Genomic DNA, 23,311 nt, shown 5'->3' with positions numbered 1-23,311 from the left:
TTTCCGATACGAGTGAGTTCACTATGATAAAGAATAAAAAATTGACTCTGGCTACCGTCACTAGCCATCCACCGAGGTCGAGCTTAATTGCCGGTTTGGTTTTTGCAGCGCTACCCTTGTCGGTTGTTGCTGAGCAAATGACAGCCGAAACATTAGAGCAGCGAGTTGCGCGCTTAGAGCAGGCTCTTGCGGAAAAAGAGGCGTCTGCAAAGCCGGTGCCGGCTAAAGGCGCAACAGAGTACGCCTTTGGCGGTTATATAAAACTCGACGCCATCGCCAGTCAATACAGTGACGGCGAGCGCGCACTGGCGGGGGTGGGCGATGATTTTTTGGTTGCATCGGTGATTCCTGTTGGTGGCGAATCCGGTGACACCAATCTTGATATGCAGGCCAAGCATTCGCGTATTTGGTTTAAAACGACTACTGCAACCGAGGTCGGTACGGTCGGTAGCTACATAGAAATGGACTTTGGCGTGAACCAAATTGGCGATGAGCGTATTAGCAACTCGTCTGCGTCACGAGTTCGTCACGCCTTTTTGAGCTGGCAGTACGATGCCAATAGCTCTTTGTTGGCGGGGCAAACGTGGAGCACTTTTTTTAATGTGGGCAGCTTGCCCGACACCCTCGATTTTGTAGGTCCCGTGGGCACTTTGTTTGAGCGGCAGGCGCAAGTGCGCTGGACTCACACCCTGAACAGCGTTAGTTCGCTGATGTTTGCGCTAGAAAATCCCTCTAGTGGCTTGTATGGCGCAAGTGGTTCTGCGGCCGGCGCCAGTGCTTACGATAATACTGCTCTGCCCGATATGGTGTTGCGCTATAACGGCAAATCTGGCGATTTTAGCTATAGCCTTTCGGGCTTGTTGCGAGAAGTCGCTTACAAGCAAAACTTCAGCAATAGTCAGGCGCAGGCGGTTGTCGGCGACGACAGTGTTTACGGCTATGGCCTAAGTTTTGCCGGTGTTTGGCAGTTAGGTGCCGATGACATTCGCGTGCAGCTCAATGCCGGTAATGCCTTGGGGCGCTATCTTGGTTTGCAAACCTATCGCGATGGCGTGATTGAAGACAGCGGTGAAATTGATTTAATCGATTCCGTTGGTGGCTATGTCGCTTACCGGCATTTTTGGGCGCAGAAGTGGCGTAGTAGCTTAGTGTTGTCGGCAAGCTCGGCTGATAACCCCGATTCGGTTGCGGATACCACAGCGGCGTCTTATCAAAGTGCCCATGCCAATTTGGTGTACGCGCCAATCGCGGCGCTGAATTTTGGTGTTGAATATATTCATGCCAGTAAAACGATTGAGCGGCCAGTAAATGGCGACGATAGCGGCGATCTAGATCGTCTGCAATTTAGTGCTAAATACACGTTTTAATATTAAATGCTGCCAATCGACTAAGGTCGAATGGTGGGTTTGCGACTTAGCTGCAATGCTTGAGTTAATTAAAAAGTATAAGACGAAAATAACAGGAGAATAACAATGGCGTTTCATTCGAAAGAACTAGCAAAAGCCTACTGGCGAGAAAACATAAAGCTCTTACTCAGCTTGCTGTTTATCTGGGCCTTGGTGTCTTTTGGTTTTGGGATCCTATTTGCGGATGCACTCAATAACTTCCATTTTTTCGGCTTTAAATTGGGGTTTTGGTTTGCTCAGCAAGGGGCGATTTACACATTTGTGGTGCTGATTTTTGTATACGTATACAAAATGAATCGGCTCGATGAAAAATACGATGTCCAAGAAGACTAGGGGTGAATGATGGATATTAGAACTTGGACATTCTTAATAGTCGGGCTCAGCTTTGTGCTGTATATCGGTATTGCAATTTATTGCCGTGCGGGCTCCACCAAGGAATTTTACGTAGCGGGGGGCGGCGTTCACCCAATTGTTAATGGCATGGCGACGGCAGCGGACTGGATGAGTGCAGCGTCGTTTATATCAATGGCGGGCCTTATTTCCTTTATGGGTTACGACGGCGCTGTCTATTTAATGGGCTGGACTGGCGGCTATGTGTTGTTAGCGCTGTGTTTGGCGCCGTATCTGCGTAAATTTGGCAAATTTACGGTGCCGGACTTTATTGGCGACCGCTACTATTCGCAAACGGCGCGAACCGTTGCCGTTATCTGCGCGATCTTTGTGTCTTTCACTTATGTGGCAGGGCAGATGCGTGGGGTTGGCGTGGTATTCAGTCGCTTCCTTGAAGTAGACATTACCACTGGCGTGTTCCTAGGCATGGCAATTGTGTTCTTTTACGCCGTACTCGGCGGCATGAAGGGCATCACCTATACCCAGGTCGCGCAATACTGCGTGTTGATGATGGCCTATTTGGTGCCGGCAATCTTTATCTCGATCATGATTACGGGTCATGTTATTCCCCAGTTTGGCTTCGGCGCGACCTTGGCCGATGGTTCGGGGGTGCATCTGCTCGACAAGCTCGATGGCTTGTCGGCTGAACTCGGGTTTGCCGCCTACACCAGTGGGACGAAGTCGACGATTGATGTGCTGTTTATCACTGCAGCATTGATGGTGGGTACGGCGGGTTTGCCTCACGTGATTGTGCGCTTCTTTACCGTACCTAAGGTGAAAGACGCGCGTAAGTCTGCGGGCTGGGCGTTGATCTTTATTGCGGTGCTTTACACCACAGCACCCGCGGTTGCCGGTTTTGCACGGCTGAATATGATCAACACCATTAACGGTGCCGATAGTCAGGGTACTGAGTACAGTGAAGCGCCGACGTGGGTGACCAACTGGGAGAAAACCGGCTTAATCGGCTGGGAAGATAAAAACGAAGATGGCCGTATGTTCTACTCCGGCGACGAGCGCAACGAGATGCATATTGATCGGGATATTATGGTCTTGGCCAACCCCGAGATTGCCGATCTTCCTGCATGGGTGATTGCCCTAGTTGCCGCGGGTGGCGTTGCTGCAGCCTTGTCTACCTCGGCAGGTTTGCTACTGGTTATCTCAACATCGATCTCCCACGATTTGCTGAAGCGAAATCTGATGCCGAATATATCGGACAAAATGGAGCTTCGTTATGCACGTAGTGCGGCAGCGGTGGCGGTGTGTATCGCTGGCTATCTGGGGATAAATCCGCCGGGCTTTGTCGCCCAAGTGGTGGCCTTTGCCTTTGGCTTGGCGGCATCGAGCTTTTTCCCTGCCATCATCCTCGGTATCTTTTACAAACGCATGAATAAATACGGTGCGATAACGGGCATGGTTAGTGGTCTCTTGTTTACTGCTACCTATATTGTGTATTTCAAATTTATCAATCCTGCGGCCAGCGTGCCTGAGAATTGGTGGTTTGGGGTGTCGCCAGAAGGGATTGGTACCTTAGGCATGATTGTTAACTTTGCAGTGGCCGCTGTGGTGTGCCATTTAACACCGCCGCCACCGCAAGATGTACAGGATATGGTAGAGAGTATTCGCTACCCACAGGGAGCGGGTGAAGCCCAAGTTCACTAAGCTCACATAGCGCGAGGCGCCAAGCCGCTACCGATTTTCGGTGGCGGCTTTTTTTGTCTTATGGTGTTTTCACCCTTTTAGACGTTAACTTGGTAGAATGCTGGGCTGCGGCCGTTTATACTCGGTCGAATAGCTATTTCGGGATAAATAATGGCATTGGATTTTGAAGAGCTACTTCGTTTCGTTGATACCGTTTTAACGGCCAATGAAGGCGATCATTTTACGACCTTAGGCATTCGCCCAGAATATGTTGAGCGTCATCGGGTTGGTATGTCTATGTCCTACAGCGACACATTGATTGGTGACCCGGATACGGGCGTTATTCATGGCGGCGCAATCACCGCCTTATTGGATACTTGCTGTGGCTTTGCCGCCGCGACGGTATTAGTAGATTTGGCGATGACGCCAACCATCGATTTACGTATCGATTATATGCGCGCGGCGACCCCTGGCCAAACGGTGTATGCCGACGCGGAGGTTTATCGCGTCACTGAGAGTGTGATTTTTGCGCGAGCTCTTGCCCATCATGGTGATCGCGAGAAGCCAATTGCATCCGCTGTTGGTAATTTCTTCCGAATGGAGCTCGCGTTGTTTACCGATATGCGTCGTGAGTTTCGTGCAGCGCAAAAATTGAAACAATCAGGGCAGAAGTCCCGTGGTAGCGACAATGAATGATTTGGAATTGCATCAACTTATTAACCGAGTTCCTTATGCGCAAACGCTTGGTATACAAGTGGGAGGGGAGAACGATTGCTTTTTGTTACCGACCAAAAAGAGCAATATCGGCAACCCGACACTGCCAGCGTTACATGGTGGGGCAATTGCTGGTTTTATGGAGTTGTCGGCAATGATGTATGTCTTGCGGCATAGCAACAGTGAAAAATTTCCCAAGGTGGTCGATTTCGCGGTGGACTATGTGCGTGCAGGCAAGTATGTGGCTACACATTCGCGCTGCAAGTTGGTCTATCTCGGTAGGCGAATGATTAACGTGAGTATAAGTGCGTGGCAGGAAGATGAAGCTGCGCCTATAGCAATGGCTAGGGCGCAGTTTTTGGTTAAAGAGTGAAACTTTAATTTAGCCTAAGGTTTGCTTTGCAAATATTGTTTTGGCGTCATATTAAACCAGCGTTTAAACGCTCTATTAAATGAGCTTTGTTCGTTGTACCCCAATAAACCCGCTATTTGTGACATGGGTATGGCGTCGTGCGCAAGAAGTTTTTTAGCTTCAGTAATCCTAACTTCGTCAACAAGTGCTTCAAAGGTATACCCTTCAGATTGCAATTTTCGGTGCAGGGCACGTTCATGAAGTTTCATGTTTTCTGCAATTACGGGGCGTGACAGTTGGCCGGTCGGTAGCAGTTTTTGAATTAAATGACGAGCTTGCTTGCTGGTCGATAAATTCGGTTTACTTGTGGAGTTGGAATCTATTTCTACCATCGAGAGGTAGCTGGATACCAAACCGTGAAGCTGAGGGTTGTGGGAGCTCAATTCGATATCTAAAAAGTCGGTGTCGAGCTCTATTGAATCATATTTTTGATTAAATACCGTTGGGCAATTGAACGCGCTTTGATAATGCTTTTCGGGACCAATTTTTGAATGGCGGAAATGAACGGCCCGCGCTTTAAATTTTCCTTCGGTAAGCAGGTGAATAATGTGAAGTGTGCAAGCGACAGCGTGCTCTACTGCCTGGCGGCTGTTATTGGCGTTGACGAGCTCTAAGCAGGCATAGCTTGGCTGGTCCTCACTCTCTCTCAATGTGAGTGAAATGGCGGGGGTGAAATGGTACAGAAATTTTCCTACACTTGTTAATGCTGACCTGACATCGTGCGCAGATAGTGCTAAAAAAGCAACTGGACCAAGAATAGAGTGATCCTGTCGCATAGCAAGTTGTAAGCCAATATTGGGTAGATTTAGGCTTGTGGCACTTAACTCAAGTAGGTCGATAAAGCTTTGATATGGGAAAAAATAGTCTTCCTGATCTAGTTGACTGTAATCTATACCTGCTTTGAGGCATAAATCCTCAGCATTACCTTGTAGCTCCTCAATTAGGGATACAAAATTATTTAGGCAGCTGGCCCGTACGCGTGCAGTCATTGAGTCTCACAGGTATATAGGTATTGTTATCGTTGTGGGTACGTTTTTGATCTGCTCGGAGCATAGCAAGAATATGCAGAGTTTCCTACTCAGGGAATGAGTGGCACTTCGGTGTAGGCGGGGGAGCTACCCATTGTCTGCACGGCTGCTTTGGTGCTGTTTGTTTATATTGGTTTCGGGGGGCTACTGTATGACGAACTAAATATAGCGCGGGAACACTCGCCCGCATTTAAGGGCGAGCGGTGAAAGGTGTTTTAAAGTTGTGAATTAATCAGCCCATCGATTAGGGGAAGGGTTGGAATAAATGGCTTTAAATTTTCACTGTAAGTCGCCTGTATTACATCGCCACCAGGTAATCCGGAGAGAACGTTATTTATGATTAGGTTGCCCTGTAGTAGATCGCTGATAACGATAGTATTTTCCGGCCCTTTTAATAGAACATCATAAGTGATTAGTAATGGATTATTTGGCAGTATATTGAATAGCGGTGACGAATTTAACCCCATGGCTGCGGTGGTTGCTTGGAGTGGGTCAACTAGCGTCACCACTAATCCCCCGCTCAGGCTCCCCAATGTGTCGGTAATACCCTGAAGCGGACCTAAGCTTTGGGCGCTTACAAATGATGGTGCGGTAAGTAGCACTGCGGCTAAAGTGGAGTACGGAAGTAGTTTATTTAACATTATTTTCTCCGGTATCGAAAGTTACAAGTTTTTACGAGCATCCATGCTCAGGGAAAGCTAATACATCCCGTATTACGCTTTATTAATTAATCCCCTTCAGCATACCGCGTGAACTATTTTAGCCATTGCGGCAGGGGATATACTGTAAAACATTGCGGCAGGGTCAGATGCAATCGCATGGTAAATAGCATCTTGCTTATCTTGGTTGACCTCCCAGCGCTTAAAGTTGGTTGTACAACCTATGCGTTGTTGGAAGTCTTTTAAGAACTTAATGCAATTGCCCAATAGTTCTTGGTCGTTACCATTTTGAGAAAGATTGAGTGCTTTGGCGAGCCGCTGCCCTTTGCCTGCATAAAATTCAGGACAAGCTTCCATTACGACGGGGAGGAGCGCGGCGTTGGCGTCGCCGTGGGGAATGTGGAACATGCCGCCGAATGCGTGGGCGCAGTTGTGAATGGGAATTGCGTTTAGGCTACCGCCGAAGGCGTCGATTGCTAGGCTGCTCGCTTGTAACATATTTGAGCGCGCAACCACGTCCTTGCCATTATCGATTACCTTGGGCAAATTTTCGACGATCATTTGTGCGGCATGAAATGCGTGAGCGTCCGTCATGGCATTCGCAGTTGGCGAGGCGACAGCCTCCAGTGCGTGTGTTAGAGCATCCATTCCCGTGGCTGCCGTGAGGAAGTCCGGTAGTCCTAAACACAGATTGCCGTCTAGTACCGCCATGTCGGGCTCTAGAAAAGGCGCGACAAGGTTGGTTTTAATGCCTAAGGCTTCATTGTAGAACACCGCTACTGGTGAAACCTCTGCCCCTGTGCCTGCAGTGGTAGGGACGCCGATATGAGGGATCCCCGAGTGCTGGCAGCTTGGCCATGCATCAATTTTAATCCCGCTTTGAAGTAAGTCGGCGATATCTGTTGCCCCGTGTTGAAGGGAGTATTTGACGCCTTTTGAGGCATCTAGAACACTGCCGCCACCCACTGCCAGAATGGCATCGGCCGCCACGGACCTAGCATAAGCAGTTGCAGCGTTTACGGATTGGCAGGCTGCGTCTTGGCTTATGCCGGTATAAACGCCTACTAGCACGGCTTTATTGCTAGAGCAGCTGGCGAATACTGCTTTTATTTGGTCTACAATGCCGGCCTGTTCGAGGCCAATATCGCTAAATAGCACAACTCTTTTGGCACCCATGCCTTCAAATAGTGCTGGAATGCGAATAACGGAGCCTGCGGCGCAATGAATCGTGCTGCGCATATTGTACTGATAGTAATGTGAGCTAGACATGCTGGTATCCTATTAATAATTAGCGTTCAATTAGCTGGGTCGCGAACCTTAAAACGTATGGACCAAGTGGTAAGTTGATTTTTTACTTGGGTCGCGTTCAAACGCTGTCGAAATCGATTTCAATTCTGTATACGAGTTTAGGCTGTTATGACTCATCTCCCGACCATAGCCGCTTTGCTTCATTCCGCCAAAGGGTGCGTCTGTACGCATCATGTGCCAGTCATTTATCCAAACTGAGCCAGCTTCGAGTTGGCGAGCAACGGCTTGGGCGCCAATGATGTCCTCGGTCCAGATGCCGGCCGATAGCCCGTATATTGAATCGTTTGCGATGTTTATGGCTTCGTCGAGCTCGGTAAATTTTATGATCGACACTACTGGCCCGAAGATTTCTTCACAGGCGTGTTTCATGTCGTTCTGGCAATTGCTGAGAATAGTTGGCTCAAGGAAATAGCCATTTTCGAAGCCCGCGACAATCTTGCGCTTTCCTCCGGTAATGATGTGGGCGCCTTGCTCTTGCGCTGACCTAAGATAGGCTTCAATTCGATTAAACTGTTGCTCGGAAACAATAGGGCCCATGCCAGTTGCAGGGTCGAGTGGATTGCCGACAACTATTTTCTCGGCTAGGGTCTTCATTTTGGCGATGAGTTCATCGTGAATATCGACATGGACAATTAGTCGACTAGCTGATTCACACGCCTGCCCAGAGTTCATCATGATGCCGAACAGTGCGCCATGTGCGACCAAGTCGATATTGGCGTCAGGCATTACGATAGCTGCCCCTTTACCACCGAGCTCAAGGGTGACTCGCTTTAGCGTGGCGGCTGCTGCAACTTGAATGTTTCTACCTGTTTGAGTGGAGCCTGTGAAAGATATTTTATTTACTTTGGGGTGTTTGACCAGCGCGTCACCCACGTTTATGCCTGTACCACTTACTAGATTCAACACACCAGCCGGTAAAAATTGATTTATTAACTCAATTAAACGAAATGTCGATGTTGGTGTTAATTCCGATGCTTTTACGACTACGGTGTTACCCGCGGCTAAGGCTGGGGCTATTTTCCAAGAAAGTAAAAGAAGCGGAAAGTTCCACGCGGTAATAATGCCGCAGACGCCAACAGGTTCTTTGACGACCATGGTGTGAACTTGTTCTGGCAAAATCTTTGGTGAAAGGTTTTCGATAAATGGGTAGTTTTTGATGGACTCGGCAAGAGTGAAAAATAAATCGGCGATGGCCAAGATATCTAGTCCCATTACCCGCTTGATCGTTCCGCCGGAGGCTTGAACCTCTAGAATAGCTAGCTCTTGGGCATTCGCTAATACCGTGTTACCGATTTGATACAGCAATTTGGAACGCGCGGTTACGCTAATATTGCGCCAATCTGTACTTTTCAATGCACGGCTGGCTGCGTTTACCGCGAGGTCTACATCGGTCGCATCGCCATCGGCGGTTTTCGCTATTAGATTGCCTGTGGCAGGACAATGCACGTCAATATAGTGACCAGAGTTTGGCTTTACTATATCGCCGTTAATGATGTGATGATAAAGCGGTAATTCATGGGCGTTGTTCATTTAATGTCCTTGATGTTGGTCTGTATGGATATAAATGTTTTATTTATTTATTTATTTATTTGTTTATTTATTTATTTGTTTATTTGTTTATTTGTTTATTTGTTTATTTGTTTATTTGTTTATTTGTTTATTTGTTTGAACTGATTATTGATGTTTAGTGTTGATTGGTATTGGCTTTTTAGGACGTTTTTTTGTCATTTGAGCATTGCCAATGCGGCTGTCCTAATTTGCCAAAAAGTTGTCCGCATCGGAAAAGACGTGAGATTGCTTTTGGTGGATTATGTGCACTTAATCGATAGTGTTAGAGGGGATAATAATTAAATGCGCATATCTCAGAGTTACTTAAAAAAGATCACGTTAGGTGCATCTTTAGCTAGTCTAAGTTATATACCAATGACTTCGTTGGCCGCGCCAATGCTCGAGGAAGTGATTGTTACGGGGCAGAAGCGCTCGGAGAGTACGCAGGATACTCCTGTTGCGATTACCGGTATGACTTCTGATTCGTTAGAAAAATTCGGTTTCGCGAGTGCAAATGATATATCTGCGCAAGTACCTAATATGCAAGTCAGCGGCCCTTTTGGCGAGGTGCAGCCTATCTTTGCAATAAGGGGGGTTAGCATGTCGGATTACAGTTCTAATCAGGCTAGCCCGATTGGTGTCTATTCCGACGAGTCATATATGGGTGCGGTCTATACTCATGGTATGAACTTTTTCGACGTCGACCGTCTCGAAGTTTTGCGCGGACCACAAGGCACCCTCTATGGGAAGAACACCACCGGCGGTGCAATTAATATCATTACTAGAACGCCGATGATTGATGACGGTTTACATGTAAACGCTAAGCTCGGGGCTGGCAATTATGACTCTAGGGTCGGTGATTTGGGTGTTGAAGGTACGCTGATCGATGAGACATTGGCTGCGCGTATTGCATATTCGTTTTCACGGAATAGCGGCTACACTGAAAATCGTTTAGGCGGCCCTAATTTATCATCAATCGATTTTCAGGCTTTGCGTTTAACACTCAATTGGCAGATATCTGAAAATTTAAATAATGTGCTTAAGTTAACCCATGGCCAAAATGATTCAATGGCAAATGCGTCTAGGAATGAGCCCCGTGGCGATCTTATTAATGGCGGAGCTGGTCTTATTGGTGCGGTAGGTGGTGTTGTTGGTCCTTTACTTCAAGGTGATGTAAGCAGCGGGTATATGGATAACACTGGATACTCAGCGTCGTCCCAAAATCTGGGACATCATGAAGTGGAAGATAACTTTACGGGGCCACTTATTGTTAATTCCGATATGTTAGTAAACAAACTTGAGTTTGTTGGTGAAAGTCACACCTTTACAAGCATTTCTTCAATAGGTATTTCCGACTATGCTCAGAAACAGAATACTGACGGGTCGCCAGAAGGATTGCTTGAGATTCGTTGGGCTGTAGATACAACGGCATTCAGCCAAGATTTTCGAATTTCCAGCAATTATGATGGCATATTCAATTTTATCGGCGGTGTATATTATGCCGAAGAAGAAATGGATATGCTTAATGAATACGCAATTTACGAGACCGCGCCCGATCTTCGGGTGGCAGTCACGTATCCGGGCGCAGTTGGATTTTACCCATATCTACTCGATTTTGGCCAAATTGACCAGAAGATGATAACGGACAAGGCAAGTTATGCGGCGTATACACAGCTTCGTTTTGACGTAACCGCAGACTTTGGAATCGACTTTGGTATTCGCTATACCGTCGACGAAATTGACCTTGCCTACCTTAATATATCTAGAGAAGGTTACGATGGTAGCCCGCGCGGTACATATGTTCCTGGTAATACTAGTCGATATGACGAGCCCTTTGTACCGCTGAACCTTGGTGGCGATGCCGGTATTGCTGAAATCGATGTGTTTCTAGAAAATTTATTGAGTGGGCAAGTGACATTAGAAGATCTTCTCGCAACGGGGCAGGTAGGTTATACCCACGGACCGTATACCACAGACTCCTCGACGCCAATGTCGGCAAAGGAACAAGAATTTACCGGTAAGCTTGGTTTAGATTATCGTTTCAATGACGACTTCATGATGTACGCAAGTTATAGCAAGGGCTTCCGTTCCGGTAATTTTAATGGCGGTGTTTATTATCGTGAGCGCGATTTCGAAGATGCCTATGCGAGACCTGAGTACATAGATGCTTATGAAGTAGGTTTCAAATCTGATTTTTATGATCAGCGTGCTCGTGTTAATGCCGCAGCCTTTTTATACGATTATAAAGATCAGCAGTTTATCAACGTTGTTGGTGTATCCAACTTTTTGGAAAATGCCGGTGGCTCTACTATTGCAGGCTTAGAAGCTGAGATTATGTTTGCCGCTACAGAAAAGTTAATGTTGATGATGGGGCTTGGCTATCTTGATACCGAGTATACCGAGCTGACCTTGTCAGACACCCAAACCCTTAACAACCCAGATGACGAAGTTGACTTAGCTGGTAATGAGCTGATTTCGGCTCCTAAAGTCAGCGGTAATATCTCAATTGATTACGAGCTTTACAATGGCGATCGCGGCTATCTCAGTTGGAATGTTAATGCTAATTATCAGGATAAGCAGTGGTATAGCGCTTATAACGATAAAGGCGGATATGAAAATATCAAACAAGATGCCTATGCATTGGTGAATACTCGTATGACCTGGCGCGGAATCAATGAAAATTACTCGGTTTCCATCTGGGCCAAAAACCTTACAGACGAAGAGTATGATGGTTATGCGATCAATCTTCAGGCTGGATTTGGATTCGACTATTTCCAGGCAGGTCCGCCGCGGACCTTTGGTGTGGATGCGACCTATAAATTTTAATGAGCAATTTCGTTATAAATAATTATTTTATGGTCACATTATTTAATAAAATTTAAGTCGTAAATATTGCCTGGGGCATTTTCTGCTTGTGCGAAAAGGTTGGGGTACAAGTAGTTAATGCGGCCAAACAGCTTTGCGAAGGAGAGCGCTATGGGAAGTATTACTTTTATTGAGCACAATGGCACTGAACACATAGTAGATTTTGAGGCCGGTAAGTCCTTGATGCAAATTGCCTTGGATAATGGAATTCCAGGTATTGACGCTGATTGCGGTGGCGTGTGCGCCTGCGGTACCTGTCATGTAATTATTGAAGGTGGTGCTGTCAATATTACCGGCGGCGCGACCGAGGATGAATTACAAATGTTAGATCTGACTCCCGAGCGTAGTGAAACCTCCAGGCTTGCTTGCCAGATTATCACCACTGATGGGATGGATGGCATGGTTGCGCGCTTGCCTGAATTTCAGATGTAAAAAAGTACAAAAATAATACTCAACGAATAATGCGAATAGGTGGAAATACTATGAAAATTGTTGATTTGGTTGCTGAAAAGGGCGCCGCAAGCGTCCCGATGCACTTACAAATTAAAGCCGGTCATATGCTGTACAAGGCTAAAAATAAGCTAGGTATGTACACTAAATTCCCGGAGTTTGTAGAAGCACCTGTTCCTGAAGTGTCAACGCTGGCGATCGACGAGATTGACGTTAGTAATCCATTTCTGTTTAAGCAAAATCGTTGGGAGTCGTATTTCAAGCGATTGCGCGATGAATGCCCAGTTCATTATCAGAAAAAAAGTCCATTCGGACCGTTTTGGTCGATCACGCGTTATGACGACATTGTCTACGTAGATAAACATCACGACCTCTTTTCTGCCGAACCGTTTATCATTATTGGCGCTACGCCGAAAGAGCTCGCACTTGAGATGTTTATCGCCATGGATCCACCTAAGCACGATGTGCAGCGTCAAGCTGTGCAGGGTGTTGTGGCACCGAAGAATCTCAAAGAAATGGAGGGTCTGATTCGCAGTCGTACTCAAGAGGTCCTAGATCAGCTGCCGCTAGATACGCCGTTTGACTGGGTAGAGGATGTCTCTATCGAGCTGACTGCCAGAATGCTAGCAACACTGCTGGACTTCCCTTACGAGGAGCGTCGAAAACTTGTTTATTGGTCAGATTTGGCTGGCGGCGGTGCCGAGATGACTGGCGGCTCGACCAATACCGACGAGCTGTTCGAGGGCATGAGGGATATGGCCAAGCATTTTTCTCAACTTTGGCGCGTTAAAGAGGAAAAGATTGCTGCTGGTGGCGAAGTAGGTTTTGATCTGATCGGTATGTTACAGAATAATCCAGATACTAAGGATCTGATTAATAAGCCGATGGAGTTCCTTGGTAATTTAGTTCTCTTAATTGTTGGTGGTAATGACACCACCCGTAACTCGATGTCCGGTGGTGTTCTTGCCTTGAATCGCTTCCCTGACGAGTTTACTAAGCTGAAGAACGATCCTAGCTTGATTCCGAACATGGTGTCAGAAATTATCCGCTGGCAAACGCCGCTGGCGTATATGCGTCGTATCGCGAAGCAGGATGTAGAGCTAAATGGCAAAACCATCAAAAAGGGTGACAAGGTCGTAATGTGGTATGCCTCTGGCAACAGAGACGAGCGCGCGATTGAGCGGCCTGATGAGTTTATCGTGGATCGTAAAGGCGCACGTAACCACCTTTCCTTTGGCTTTGGCGTGCATCGCTGTATGGGTAATCGTCTTGCTGAGTTGCAGTTACGTATACTGTGGGAAGAATTGTTAGCGAGATTCGATAAAATCGAAGTGGTTGGCGAGCCCGAGTATGTGCAGTCTAACTTTGTAAAAGGCTATTCGAAGATGATGGTTAAACTTACATCGAAGTAGTTTAGAGTAGTGTTAGTCATACGGGGGAGCTTTCTGCTAATGTGTGTTAGCTTTCCCTTGTACTGTATTTAAATTAAATTTATTAGAGTTAATATTCTGGTTTTCTCGGCGTTTATAGCTGAGTAATTGACGATGCCTTTGCCCCTTCGGGGGCCTTTTTATGAAATAATTTTACGTTTATAGTACATATATAGTTAAATAATCGTCTATTTTGTAGTGCTTACCCTCGTTTATTCATGTTCTTAATTATAGCGAGCGCCGACTTTCTAGGTTGCCGTCAATTGCGATAAACTTCTGCGCCAGTATTTCCTTGAAGGCGATACTTTATTCATTAACCGACAATGAGGCATTCTGGATGATCGCGATATTTTTCCTTTATAACGCTGAATGCTACTTTTCCAATGCTTGTCGTTCCATCTTCATGCTAATAGAGGCGGTATAATTTATGCGGCGCGGAAAATCAGAAGAAAAATATGTTGATGTTCCGGGTGGAAGTATTTATGTCCGGATTTGGCATCCAGTAGAACCGCCAACGTCACCTCCAATCGTCCTGTTGCATGATTCGTTAGGCTGTGTAGCTCTGTGGCGAGAGTTTCCGGCTCAGCTTTCCCTTAGCCTTGGTCGCACAGTTGTCGCCTATGACCGGCTGGGGTTTGGTAGGTCCAGCGAACGCGTAGAACGACCATCGCGCAGATTCATTGACGAAGAAGCGGAAATTGTTTTCCCATCACTTTGTGCGTCTCTAGGCCTGGAAGCGGTGGTTCCATTTGGTCATAGTGTCGGCGGTGGTATGGCGATAGCAATTGCTGCTATTCACTCCCGAGTTAAGCTCTGCTCTAGTCTTATTGCCGAGTCTGCGCAGCCATTTATCGAAGAACAAACAATAAACGGGATCGAAGCTGCGAAGCAGTACTTCAGTAATCCGATCAATATGGGAAAACTTACCAAATACCATGGTAATAAAGCTCGCTGGGTCTTGGCTGCGTGGACTGAAACTTGGCTTGATCCTGAGTTCAGAGGTTGGAATCTAGGTTGCCATCTAAAGGAGGTGCAGTGTCCGGTGTTGGCAATTCATGGTGACAATGATGAATACGGATCAGTCGCGTTTCCCAATTTCATTGCGGGCTCTGCTTCAGGTCACTCCCTGGCCGTTATTATGGACAGAGTAGGTCATGTCCCGCACCATGAAGACCCAGTAAAGGTTATGGAAATAGTTAAAAGCTTCCTAGCAAAGGTCGATGGGGGTAGCTTTGTTACAGTCAGCTCCTAGTCTTCGTTTTTTGGTATTTTCCTGGCGTTATGAGACAGTCGGTAATCCCTTGGTGAGCAGTCACTCCAGCGTCGAAAGGCACGAGTAAAACTACTTGTGTCGGTGTAGCCTAAATGTGCAGCCAATTCATCTATTTTCATGTCGCTACTGATTAGAAGTTGGAATGCCATTTGTTTTCGCTCCTCCTCTACTAGGGCTCGAAAGCTGGTGCTTTCATTATCCAATTTGCGCCGGAGTGTGCGGCTAGATAGGTTTATTGCCGACGCAACATCGTCTAGCGACGCCATTAGCCCTAAGTCGCCTAAAATCTGATTCCTAACGCTATCGCGAATTCCGCCAGTTTGTCGCTGGCGCAATTGTCTTGCGCATTGATCGCTTAATAGTCTCGCTAGGTTGGCATCGTAAGTAGGCTGTGGTTTATCAATATATTTAATAGGAACGCGGATGGCGTTGCGCCTGCTTTGATAAAGTGGTTTAACTCCGCAGACCGACTCTATGTAGACTGAGTTTGTTGTATCCAAGGTAGTAAACTCGGTCTGCATAGTCTGAATTTCATTTAGGCTAAGTTCTTTGATGATTATGATGCTGGCGGCCATATCTCGTTCTAACAAGAACTCGCGGAGATGGCTGGGTATGGACTGCGGGTTCATGAGCAAACCAAAATAGCCGCCTTCCTCAAAGGCGTTAATCTCGCAATAAGCGGTGCTTAAAGGTAGAAAACGCAGTGCGGTGTTGAGGGCGTCCCTGAGGGTTCGACAGGTTCGCAATGAGAAACCCCAAATCCCGAAAGTGGCGATGTTGTAGCAAAGGCCAATTTTAAAGCCTAGTGCGGGTATATTGGGTAGTGCGAGCATGATGTTTTCAATGAGCCGCATTTCCTGTTCACGCTCTATGAGTACCGCGCCGTCGTTAAGGCTGTGCTCTGAAATGTCGGTCCCAAATAAGCAGGTTTCCGTATCTACACCGTGATTTTTCGCAAAATTTATCATCACTTTGCTTATAGCGACGGGACGACGGGTGCTCTGGGTATTTCCCATGTGAAAAGCCTGAGTTGGGTGGCGCTAATTTGTGGCCATAAGTACCGCGCGAAAGGACATAAGTGTCATGTTACTTTTAAAGGCGCCGCTGTACATTGAGTACTGTTAAATAATTCAATTTTCAATTATTACATGGTAATGACAATGCAGGAAGAGCTAAAGGACTTAAATAAGAAGGCTTTAGGTGCCGCGATAAGTTATATGGGTAAAGTTGCTTGGCCGACGATAGCGCTTACATTTCTTGTATGTAGTCTATTCGTACTATGTATAGTGCTTTTTGCAAATGATGTGATAACCGTTTGGTTGGCTACACCGCTTGTTAGTGTCCTAACCTATATGGCGTATACGCCCTTGCACGAAGCTGTCCACGGAAATATTCATGGTAGTAGGTCGAGGATGCGGTGGGTGAACGATGTTTGTGGCTATCTGGTTGCGCCCATTATCGGTGTTCCGTTTGCCTCCCATCGTCACGAGCATTTTACTCATCACCGTTATACCAACATTAAAGGAAAGGACCCGGATTATTTGATTAGCGAGATGGGTAAGGGGCCTTTTAGTGTGTTGCTGACGACCCTAAAGTTCTTCTATGCTCAGAATAGTTTCTTCGCGGAAAATAATTGGCACTCTGCCGATTTAAAAGAGCGTGTTGTTTACAGTGCTGAACTGTGTTTCTCGCTGGGGTGGCGTCTACTTGCTATCTTGCTTATTGATCAGCCTGGCATCTCTATTGTTGTTTTGGTGGGGTATTTCTTTGGCGGTCTCTTTACGGCTTATTGGTTTGCGTATCGGCCGCATTATCCGTATGACAATACTGAGCGCTACCAGAATACGAGTAGCCTCATTATGCCCCCGTGGATGCGTCCGATGGAATGGTTTTGGTTAGGCCAAAATATTCACTCAGTTCACCACCTATTTCCTCGGGTTCCCTTCTATCGCTATCACGCGCTGCATCGGGATATTGAGCCGATACTGCGTGCGCATGGTACGCCAATTCTTGGTATCTGGAGTCGGGCGCCGGTGACCTAGTATTAGCTTAGTGAAACGCCGCCATCACAACTTCAAAGCCAATCAGCAGGATGACGATCCATTCGAGAAAAGCACTGTGACTGTGGTTTTGCTCGTCGGCCAGTATTTCTAAAAGCTCGTGTATGGTGCCCAGCTTTTGGGATAAGACGTCAACCCGCGGCTTAATGTCGAGGTAGCGAGCAAGCTGCATATAGGTTGATTCTAGGTTTGGGTGCTCCCAGAAAAACTCTGGGGTATCGAGCAAGCCATAATGCAAAATAATATCGCTTTTGGCCGCAAACAGGCGGCCGCGAATTTTGGCCAGTTCTTTGCGCCGCAGGGGAATTTTGCCCTTTTCTGCTAGGGTAGCCGGTATATGCGCGGTGGCTTTGATATTGTCCAAGACCATGGTTTCAAACACGATCAGCTGGGTAGATTGTGCCAGTGCGTGAGATACCGCCAGTCTAAGCAGATGGTCGTCGCCAGGTAGCGATATTTGGTCGCCGCGAACGCTGAGCTGCTCGGCGTTTAAGGTGAACTGAAATAGCTCGCGGCCGCGTTTGGTTGATTCCAGCAGAATATAAGGTGTCACGCGTTTTATGAGTAGCTGTTGGTCGTCGTCAGACACGGCCCAAAATACCACTATACCGTATTGAAACAGCCAAGCTTCGCCAGACACGGTGGGTACATGATAGGCGTCGCGATAGCGGGTGAACTCATAGGGCGCAAGGGCGGCACTTTCAAGCTCTGGTATTTGGAATGCGTCACCTAGGTTGATAACGCTGATTGTTGAATTGCAAAATGGCATATTGCCACCTCGTGCGGGGCGCGCCGGCCGGTCGGAAAGTGGCAGGATGCCACTGGGCGCGCATCATATTCGCAGTCTATTTGTTAGGCAATATCTATTGGTCGATTTTTGAACAAAATTAGGCATAAAAAAAGGGGCCCTTGTGAGGCCCCTTCGCTGTGCTGAAAATGCGTTTTTTAAACGATTTTCTTCATTGCAGTCATGTAACCGCGCAGTCTGCGGCCAACAACTTCAACTGGGTGGTTGCGAATCGCCGCGTTAACGGTGATCAGCTCTTGGTTGTCTACACCGAGGTCTTTGGTGTTCAGGCCTTTACCGATGATGTCGGTAGACACCTTGCTCATGAAGTCTGCTAGCAGTGGACGACAAGCGTGATCGAACAGGTAGCAGCCGTATTCAGCGGTGTCTGAAATAACCACGTTCATTTCATACAGCTTGCGACGGGCAATGGTGTTAGCGATCAGTGGCGTTTCGTGCAGCGACTCGTAGTAAGCAGACTCTGGCTCCATACCGGCAGCAACCATGCACTCAAACGCGAGTTCTACACCAGCTTTACACATAGCAACCAGCAAAATACCGTGGTCGTAGTACTCTTGCTCGCTGATTTTAACATCGCCGGCAGGGGTCTTTTCAAAGGCTGTTTCTGCGGTGGCGGCGCGCCAAGCATGCAGGTTTTTGTCGTCGTTCGCCCAGTCTTCCATCATGGTCTTGGAGAAGTGACCGCTGATGATGTCGTCTTGGTGCTTTTCGTACAGCGGGCGCATGATGTCTTTCAGCTCTTCGGCCAAATCAAAGGCTTTGATTTTGGCAGGGTTGCTAAGACGATCCATCATATTGGTGATGCCGCCGTGCTTCAGGCCTTCGGTGACTGTTTCCCAGCCGTACTGAATCAGCTTAGAGGCGTAGCCCGCGTCGATGCCTTGCTCAACCATTTTGTCGAAGCAAAGAATTGCGCCAGTTTGCAGCATGCCGCAAAGAATGGTTTGCTCACCCATTAGGTCAGACTTAACTTCGGCAATCGGTGACGATTCCAGAACACCGGCGCGGTCGCCGCCAGTGCCAGAAGCCAGTGCTTTAGCAATGGCCATGCCTTCGCCTTTAGGATCATTCTCGCGGTGAACAGCGATCAGGGTAGGAACACCAAAGCCACGCTTATATTCTTCGCGTACTTCGGTGCCTGGGCATTTCGGGCACATCATAACAACGGTGATGTCTTTACGAATTTGCATGCCTTCTTCAACCAAGTTGAAGCCGTGTGCGTAATCTAAGCAAGCGCCTTCTTTCATTAACGGCATAACCGCGTTAACAACGGGGGTGTGCTGCTTGTCTGGGGTAAGGTTCATTACCACGTCAGCGGTGGGGATGAGTTCTTCGTAGGTGCCAACGGTAAAGCCGTTTTCAGTTGCGTTCTTCCAGCTCTGACGCTTGGATGCAATTGCTTCGGCGCGGAGTGTGTAAGACACATCCAGGCCAGAGTCGCGCAAGTTAAGACCTTGGTTAAGGCCCTGTGAACCACAACCGATAATGACAATTTTTTTGCCTTTCAGGTATTCGCAGCCGTCAGCGAATTCACTGCGATCCATAAAACGGCATTTGCCGAGTTCTTGTAGCTGAAGGCGTAGCGGCAGGCTATTGAAGTAATTCTGGCCCATGATTCTCTCCTAATAGGTGTTTGAAATTGGCTCGTGGGGAGGTGGTATCCCACAATGGCGGCCACTTTAGCACTGCTTGTATGTTGCGTAAAATGATATATAGTTGATGCTATGTTGCGTTTTTTACATTGAGTCGGGTGTCTGACGTCTGACGTCTGACGTCGGAAGTAAAAGTCTCCGGCGGAATGAGGTTTTTGCGTCCGACACCAGACATCCGACGTCAGACTTACCCCCATGAACCTCAAAGAACTCCAAACCTTCATCCATCTCAGCCAATCCCTGCACTTTGGCCGCACCGGCGAGGCCATCCATCTCAGTGCTTCAGCGGTAAGCCGCTCGGTGATGCGTTTAGAGGAGCAAGTTGGTGTTTCCTTGTTCGAGCGAGATAATCGTCGTGTTCAGTTGACCGCCGCAGGTCGGGAATTTCTGCGCTATGCTGAACAGGCGGTGGTGAATTGGCAGTCGATTATTCAGCGCCTGCACGTGCACAGCGAAACCTTGCAGGGGGAGTTGGGTTTATTTTGTTCGGTTACGGCGTCTTATAGTGTGCTTAGTAATATTCTTGAGGTGTTTCGGCAGCGCTATCCTGCTATAGAATTGAAGCTGCATACTGGTGATCAGGCGGATGCCATTGAGCGCATTGCCGAGGGTGGCGAGGATTTGGGTATTACCGCCAAACCAAAGCAATTGTCGCCGCGTTTGCAGTATCAAGAGTTAACGCGCTCGCCGCTGCGCTTGTTGGTGCCGAATATTCCCTGCGCAGTGAATGAACAGATCGCTGCGGCGGGTGAGGTGTTGTCACCGCAAACCTTGGCGAGTCTGCCCTTTATTCTGCCGGAGCGCGGGGTGGCGCGAACCCTGATTGAACAGTGGTTTCGGCAAATGCAAATTAAGCCCAGTGTTTACGCACAGGTCAGTGGTCATGAGGCCATTGTGAGCACGGTGGCCTTGGGCTTGGGGATTGGTGTGGTGCCGGAGCTGGTTCTGGCAACGAGTTTTTTGCGGGAACGAGTGCGAGTCATTCCGGTGGAACCCGCCTTGCCGATGATGGAAATTGGGGTGGTGGTATTACAGCAACGATTGGCTAATCCGTTGGTCAAAGCGTTTTGGGATTGCGCTAGGTCATCGTACAGCTAGCGTATTTAATTTATGATACTGTTTTTATAAGCTTATTTAACGAATCGGGAATGCTATGACAGAACCACAGGGCAGCGACAAGCCGAAATCGCCGTTTGATACCGAGGCCTTGTTGTTGATTGATGATCATGAGGAAGAGGTGTCGGTTAACGGTAAGACCGAGCGCAAGCGCGGAATTTATTTGTTGCCCAATCTTTTTACCACCGCGGCACTGTTTGCCGGGTTTTTCGCCATCATCTCTGGCATGCACGGCAATTTTGAAAATGCCGCTATCGCTATTTTTGCCGCCATGATATTTGATGGTTTAGATGGCCGAGTTGCGCGGCTGATGAACGCCCAAAGTAAATTTGGTGCAGAATACGATAGCCTGTCCGATATGGTGTCTTTTGGTGTGGCTCCAGCATTGGTGGTGTTTAGTTGGGCCTTGGTCGATTTAGGTAAATTTGGTTGGGCTGTGGCCTTTATTTATGTCGCTTGTGCCGCCTTGCGTTTGGCGCGCTTCAATACCCAAATAGACACGGCGGACAAGAATTACTTCACGGGTTTGGCAAGTCCCGCTGCCGCGGCAGTCATGGCTGGCCTAGTGTGGGTGTGCGCCGAAGAGGGCTGGGTTGAGAAGGGAGTGCACTTCGAGCTTGAGGTGTTTGCCGGTATTCTTATGGCCGCTTGCGGCATACTGATGATATTGAACGTGCGCTATAGCAGTTTTAAAGGTATCGACTTCCGTGGTCGAGTGCCGTTTGTGGTGATGATCGTTGTTGTACTCATTTTTGGCCTGGTATCAGTGGATCCTGCGCGGGTCTTATTGGCAGCAGCCCTGATCTACGCGCTGTCTGGTCCCGTACAGGCTGTCTATCGCCGATTTAAGTGAGCCATTTGTAACATCGCGGTATCTGGCGCATCTAAAGAGGAGAAACTAATCCTTGGGGAGTTTGCGCCATGATTATCCGTTCGCCTTCAGATATACCCAGTAGCGAGATTACGCCGGAAGGCATTTATCTTCAGCGTCGCCAGTTTATGCAAAGCATTGGTGTGGGCGCTGCGCTGGCTGGCTTGGGTTTGCCACTGGCCAGTGCCGCCGCAACCAAGCCCGAGCTGGCTGCGCTTAATTACCAGTCGGTAGTTGCTAAATCAGATAATCCTTTTTATACCGATGAGAAGTTGGCCTCGTTTACCGATGCCAGTACTTATAATAACTATTACGAATTTGGTACCGACAAGTCTGACCCCGCGCGCTATGCGGACTCTCTGACCACCGACCCTTGGTCTGTAGTAATAGAAGGTGATGTAGCCAAGCCTGGTAAATACCCCCTAGAAGACATCATGAAGCTCATGACCTTAGAGGAGCGTATCTATCGATTACGCTGCGTTGAGGCGTGGTCGATGGTTATTCCCTGGGTGGGGTTCCCGCTGGCGGATCTTCTAAAAATGTTTGAACCGACCTCAAATGCTAAATACGTGGAATTCACCACATTGTCTCGGCGCAGTGAAATGCGGGGGCAGCGCTCGTCCTTTAGTGTCATCGATTGGCCCTACACCGAAGGACTACGCATCGACGAGGCCATGCATCCTCTCGCATTTATGAGTGTGGGCATGTATGGCAAGGTTCTACCTAATCAGAATGGCGCGCCTATCCGGCTGGTGGTGCCATGGAAATACGGTTTTAAGAGTATTAAATCCATTGTGAAAATTCGTTTTACGGCGGTTAAGCCTAAGACCAGCTGGCAGGCCATAGCGCCAAGTGAATACGGTTTTTACGCAAACGTGAATCCCGATGTCGATCATCCGCGCTGGACTCAGCGCTATGAGCGCCGCTTGCCGGGCAGCTTGCTGAGCCCTAATCGTATTAAAACCCAAATGTTCAATGGCTATGGTGACCAGGTTGCGGGTCTGTATAAAGATATGAACTTGCGGCGCAACTACTAATGGCGAACGATGCCTCGCTTGGGTCACGTTTGGCCAAACCGGTATTGCACCTGCTTTGTTTGCTGCCCCTTACCTATATAGTTTGGGCGGCGCTAAGTGAGAGTCTCGGCACTGATCCAGTTAAAGCGCTATTACTGATGACCGGTGAGTGGTCGATTCGACTATTGTTAGTCACCTTGGCGGTTACGCCTCTGCGGCAATGGTTGAATATGCCGAAGCTGATTCGCTTTCGGCGCTTGCTGGGTTTGTATGCGTGGTTTTATGCCAGTCTGCACTTTTTAGTTGTGCTTACTTATCTGTTTGGCTGGGATTGGGATATTGCGCTAGAGGAGTTGTCTGAGCGGCCCTACATAATAGTAGGATTTTTGGCGTGGTTATTTATGTTGCCCCTAGGTGTGACTTCTAATACTAAAGCGATCCGTGCGCTTGGCCGAAATTGGAAGAAAGTCCATAAACTGATTTACCTTGTTGCCGTACTCGCTTGGGTGCATGTTTTCTGGCAGGTCCGCTCAAGTTACTTCGACGCAGTGCTGTACGGCGCCCTTATATTGCTGCTGTTTTACCCCCGCTTAAAGAAAGTTTACGAAACTCGTTGACTCCCAAGCTGGCATCTCTATAATGCGCCTCCTCAACTGCTGACGCGGAC

The 23,311-nt window shown here is 47.9% G+C and carries 21 protein-coding genes; 14 read left to right on the top strand and 7 right to left on the bottom strand.

From position 1 onward, the window contains the following. Window positions 1–23: 23 nt before the first annotated feature. From P1U47_RS14775 to P1U47_RS14755, 5 genes are all read left to right on the top strand, one after another. A complete protein-coding gene (locus P1U47_RS14775) occupies window positions 24–1,367 on the top strand; it encodes a DcaP family trimeric outer membrane transporter (protein ID WP_301029978.1) in 1,344 nt (447 codons plus the stop codon). 105 nt (window positions 1,368–1,472) lie between these two features. Beyond that, window positions 1,473–1,739 carry a DUF4212 domain-containing protein gene (locus tag P1U47_RS14770; protein ID WP_301029977.1) on the top strand — a complete coding sequence of 89 codons (267 nt, stop codon included), beginning with the start codon at window positions 1,473–1,475 and terminating at the stop codon, window positions 1,737–1,739. Window positions 1,740–1,748: 9 nt separating this feature from the next. After that, window positions 1,749–3,455, top strand: coding sequence for a sodium:solute symporter family protein (locus tag P1U47_RS14765; protein WP_123183161.1), 1,707 nt, complete (start codon window positions 1,749–1,751; stop codon window positions 3,453–3,455). A gap of 150 nt (window positions 3,456–3,605) precedes the next feature. Further along, the gene (locus tag P1U47_RS14760) at window positions 3,606–4,130 is read left to right on the top strand and encodes a PaaI family thioesterase (protein WP_052763527.1); all 525 of its coding nucleotides are present in this window, start codon (window positions 3,606–3,608) and stop codon (window positions 4,128–4,130) included. Further along, window positions 4,123–4,521, top strand: a complete 399-nt coding sequence (locus tag P1U47_RS14755) for a PaaI family thioesterase (RefSeq protein WP_047012463.1) — start codon at window positions 4,123–4,125, stop codon at window positions 4,519–4,521. The genes P1U47_RS14760 and P1U47_RS14755 overlap by 8 nt, the downstream gene beginning before the upstream one ends. A gap of 14 nt (window positions 4,522–4,535) precedes the next feature. On the opposite strand, the gene P1U47_RS14750 is transcribed toward P1U47_RS14755, so the two are convergent. The 4 genes from P1U47_RS14750 to P1U47_RS14735 all read right to left on the bottom strand — a co-directional run bounded on the left by P1U47_RS14750 (window position 4,536) and on the right by P1U47_RS14735 (window position 9,085). Continuing rightward, a complete protein-coding gene (locus P1U47_RS14750) occupies window positions 4,536–5,549 on the bottom strand; it encodes an AraC family transcriptional regulator (RefSeq protein ID WP_047012462.1) in 1,014 nt (337 codons plus the stop codon). 254 nt (window positions 5,550–5,803) lie between these two features. Further along, the gene (locus P1U47_RS14745) at window positions 5,804–6,229 is read right to left on the bottom strand and encodes a hypothetical protein (RefSeq protein WP_301029976.1); all 426 of its coding nucleotides are present in this window, start codon (window positions 6,227–6,229) and stop codon (window positions 5,804–5,806) included. Between the two features lie 96 nt (window positions 6,230–6,325). Then, window positions 6,326–7,516, bottom strand: coding sequence for an iron-containing alcohol dehydrogenase (locus P1U47_RS14740; protein WP_301029975.1), 1,191 nt, complete (start codon window positions 7,514–7,516; stop codon window positions 6,326–6,328). A 48-nt stretch (window positions 7,517–7,564) separates the two neighbouring features. Further along, window positions 7,565–9,085 carry an aldehyde dehydrogenase family protein gene (locus P1U47_RS14735; protein ID WP_301029974.1) on the bottom strand — a complete coding sequence of 507 codons (1,521 nt, stop codon included), beginning with the start codon at window positions 9,083–9,085 and terminating at the stop codon, window positions 7,565–7,567. 321 nt (window positions 9,086–9,406) lie between these two features. On the opposite strand from P1U47_RS14735, the gene P1U47_RS14730 reads away from it, so the two are divergent. The 4 genes from P1U47_RS14730 (at window position 9,407) to P1U47_RS14715 (ending at window position 15,100) form a co-directional block, all read left to right on the top strand. After that, window positions 9,407–11,929, top strand: a complete 2,523-nt coding sequence (locus P1U47_RS14730; RefSeq protein WP_301029973.1) for a TonB-dependent receptor — start codon at window positions 9,407–9,409, stop codon at window positions 11,927–11,929. Window positions 11,930–12,079: 150 nt separating this feature from the next. Beyond that, window positions 12,080–12,400, top strand: a complete 321-nt coding sequence (locus P1U47_RS14725; protein ID WP_008251347.1) for a 2Fe-2S iron-sulfur cluster-binding protein — start codon at window positions 12,080–12,082, stop codon at window positions 12,398–12,400. A 50-nt stretch (window positions 12,401–12,450) separates the two neighbouring features. Further along, window positions 12,451–13,830 carry a cytochrome P450 gene (locus P1U47_RS14720; protein WP_301029972.1) on the top strand — a complete coding sequence of 460 codons (1,380 nt, stop codon included), beginning with the start codon at window positions 12,451–12,453 and terminating at the stop codon, window positions 13,828–13,830. A gap of 445 nt (window positions 13,831–14,275) precedes the next feature. Next, window positions 14,276–15,100 carry an alpha/beta hydrolase gene (locus P1U47_RS14715; RefSeq protein ID WP_103683262.1) on the top strand — a complete coding sequence of 275 codons (825 nt, stop codon included), beginning with the start codon at window positions 14,276–14,278 and terminating at the stop codon, window positions 15,098–15,100. On the opposite strand, the gene P1U47_RS14710 is transcribed toward P1U47_RS14715, so the two are convergent. After that, a complete protein-coding gene (locus tag P1U47_RS14710) occupies window positions 15,097–16,137 on the bottom strand; it encodes an AraC family transcriptional regulator (RefSeq protein WP_103683261.1) in 1,041 nt (346 codons plus the stop codon). The two genes, P1U47_RS14715 and P1U47_RS14710, sit on opposite strands and share 4 nt — an antisense overlap. Window positions 16,138–16,281: 144 nt before the next feature. Here P1U47_RS14710 and P1U47_RS14705 point away from each other — a divergent pair, with 144 nt between their 5' ends. Continuing rightward, window positions 16,282–17,163: a fatty acid desaturase gene (locus tag P1U47_RS14705; protein ID WP_301029971.1), complete on the top strand. Its 882-nt coding sequence runs from the start codon at window positions 16,282–16,284 to the stop codon at window positions 17,161–17,163. A gap of 7 nt (window positions 17,164–17,170) precedes the next feature. Here the strand turns inward: P1U47_RS14705 and P1U47_RS14700 are convergent, their stop codons facing one another. Further along, entirely contained in the window at window positions 17,171–17,950 is a 780-nt protein-coding gene (locus P1U47_RS14700; RefSeq protein ID WP_008251338.1) for an RMD1 family protein, read from the bottom strand. A 176-nt stretch (window positions 17,951–18,126) separates the two neighbouring features. Further along, window positions 18,127–19,602: a ketol-acid reductoisomerase gene (gene ilvC / locus P1U47_RS14695; protein WP_301029970.1), complete on the bottom strand. Its 1,476-nt coding sequence runs from the start codon at window positions 19,600–19,602 to the stop codon at window positions 18,127–18,129. Window positions 19,603–19,836: 234 nt separating this feature from the next. Between ilvC and ilvY the strand changes: the two genes are divergently transcribed. The 4 genes from ilvY (at window position 19,837) to P1U47_RS14675 (ending at window position 23,261) form a co-directional block, all read left to right on the top strand. Then, window positions 19,837–20,739, top strand: a complete 903-nt coding sequence (gene ilvY / locus P1U47_RS14690) for an HTH-type transcriptional activator IlvY (protein ID WP_301029969.1) — start codon at window positions 19,837–19,839, stop codon at window positions 20,737–20,739. Window positions 20,740–20,794: 55 nt separating this feature from the next. Beyond that, complete coding sequence (gene pssA, locus P1U47_RS14685; RefSeq protein ID WP_301029968.1) at window positions 20,795–21,610, top strand: CDP-diacylglycerol--serine O-phosphatidyltransferase; 816 nt, start codon at window positions 20,795–20,797, stop codon at window positions 21,608–21,610. Between the two features lie 68 nt (window positions 21,611–21,678). Next, window positions 21,679–22,665, top strand: a complete 987-nt coding sequence (gene msrP, locus P1U47_RS14680) for a protein-methionine-sulfoxide reductase catalytic subunit MsrP (protein WP_301029967.1) — start codon at window positions 21,679–21,681, stop codon at window positions 22,663–22,665. Next, window positions 22,665–23,261, top strand: coding sequence for a sulfite oxidase heme-binding subunit YedZ (locus P1U47_RS14675; protein WP_301029966.1), 597 nt, complete (start codon window positions 22,665–22,667; stop codon window positions 23,259–23,261). The genes msrP and P1U47_RS14675 overlap by 1 nt, the downstream gene beginning before the upstream one ends. Window positions 23,262–23,311: the final 50 nt, after the last annotated feature.

Origin of the sequence: Zhongshania sp. (assembly GCF_029212375.1) — a bacterium.
GTDB lineage: Bacteria > Pseudomonadota > Gammaproteobacteria > Pseudomonadales > Spongiibacteraceae > Spongiibacter.
The sequence above is the reverse complement of the archived record's forward strand: the minus strand, read 5'-3'. Positions and strand labels throughout refer to the sequence as shown.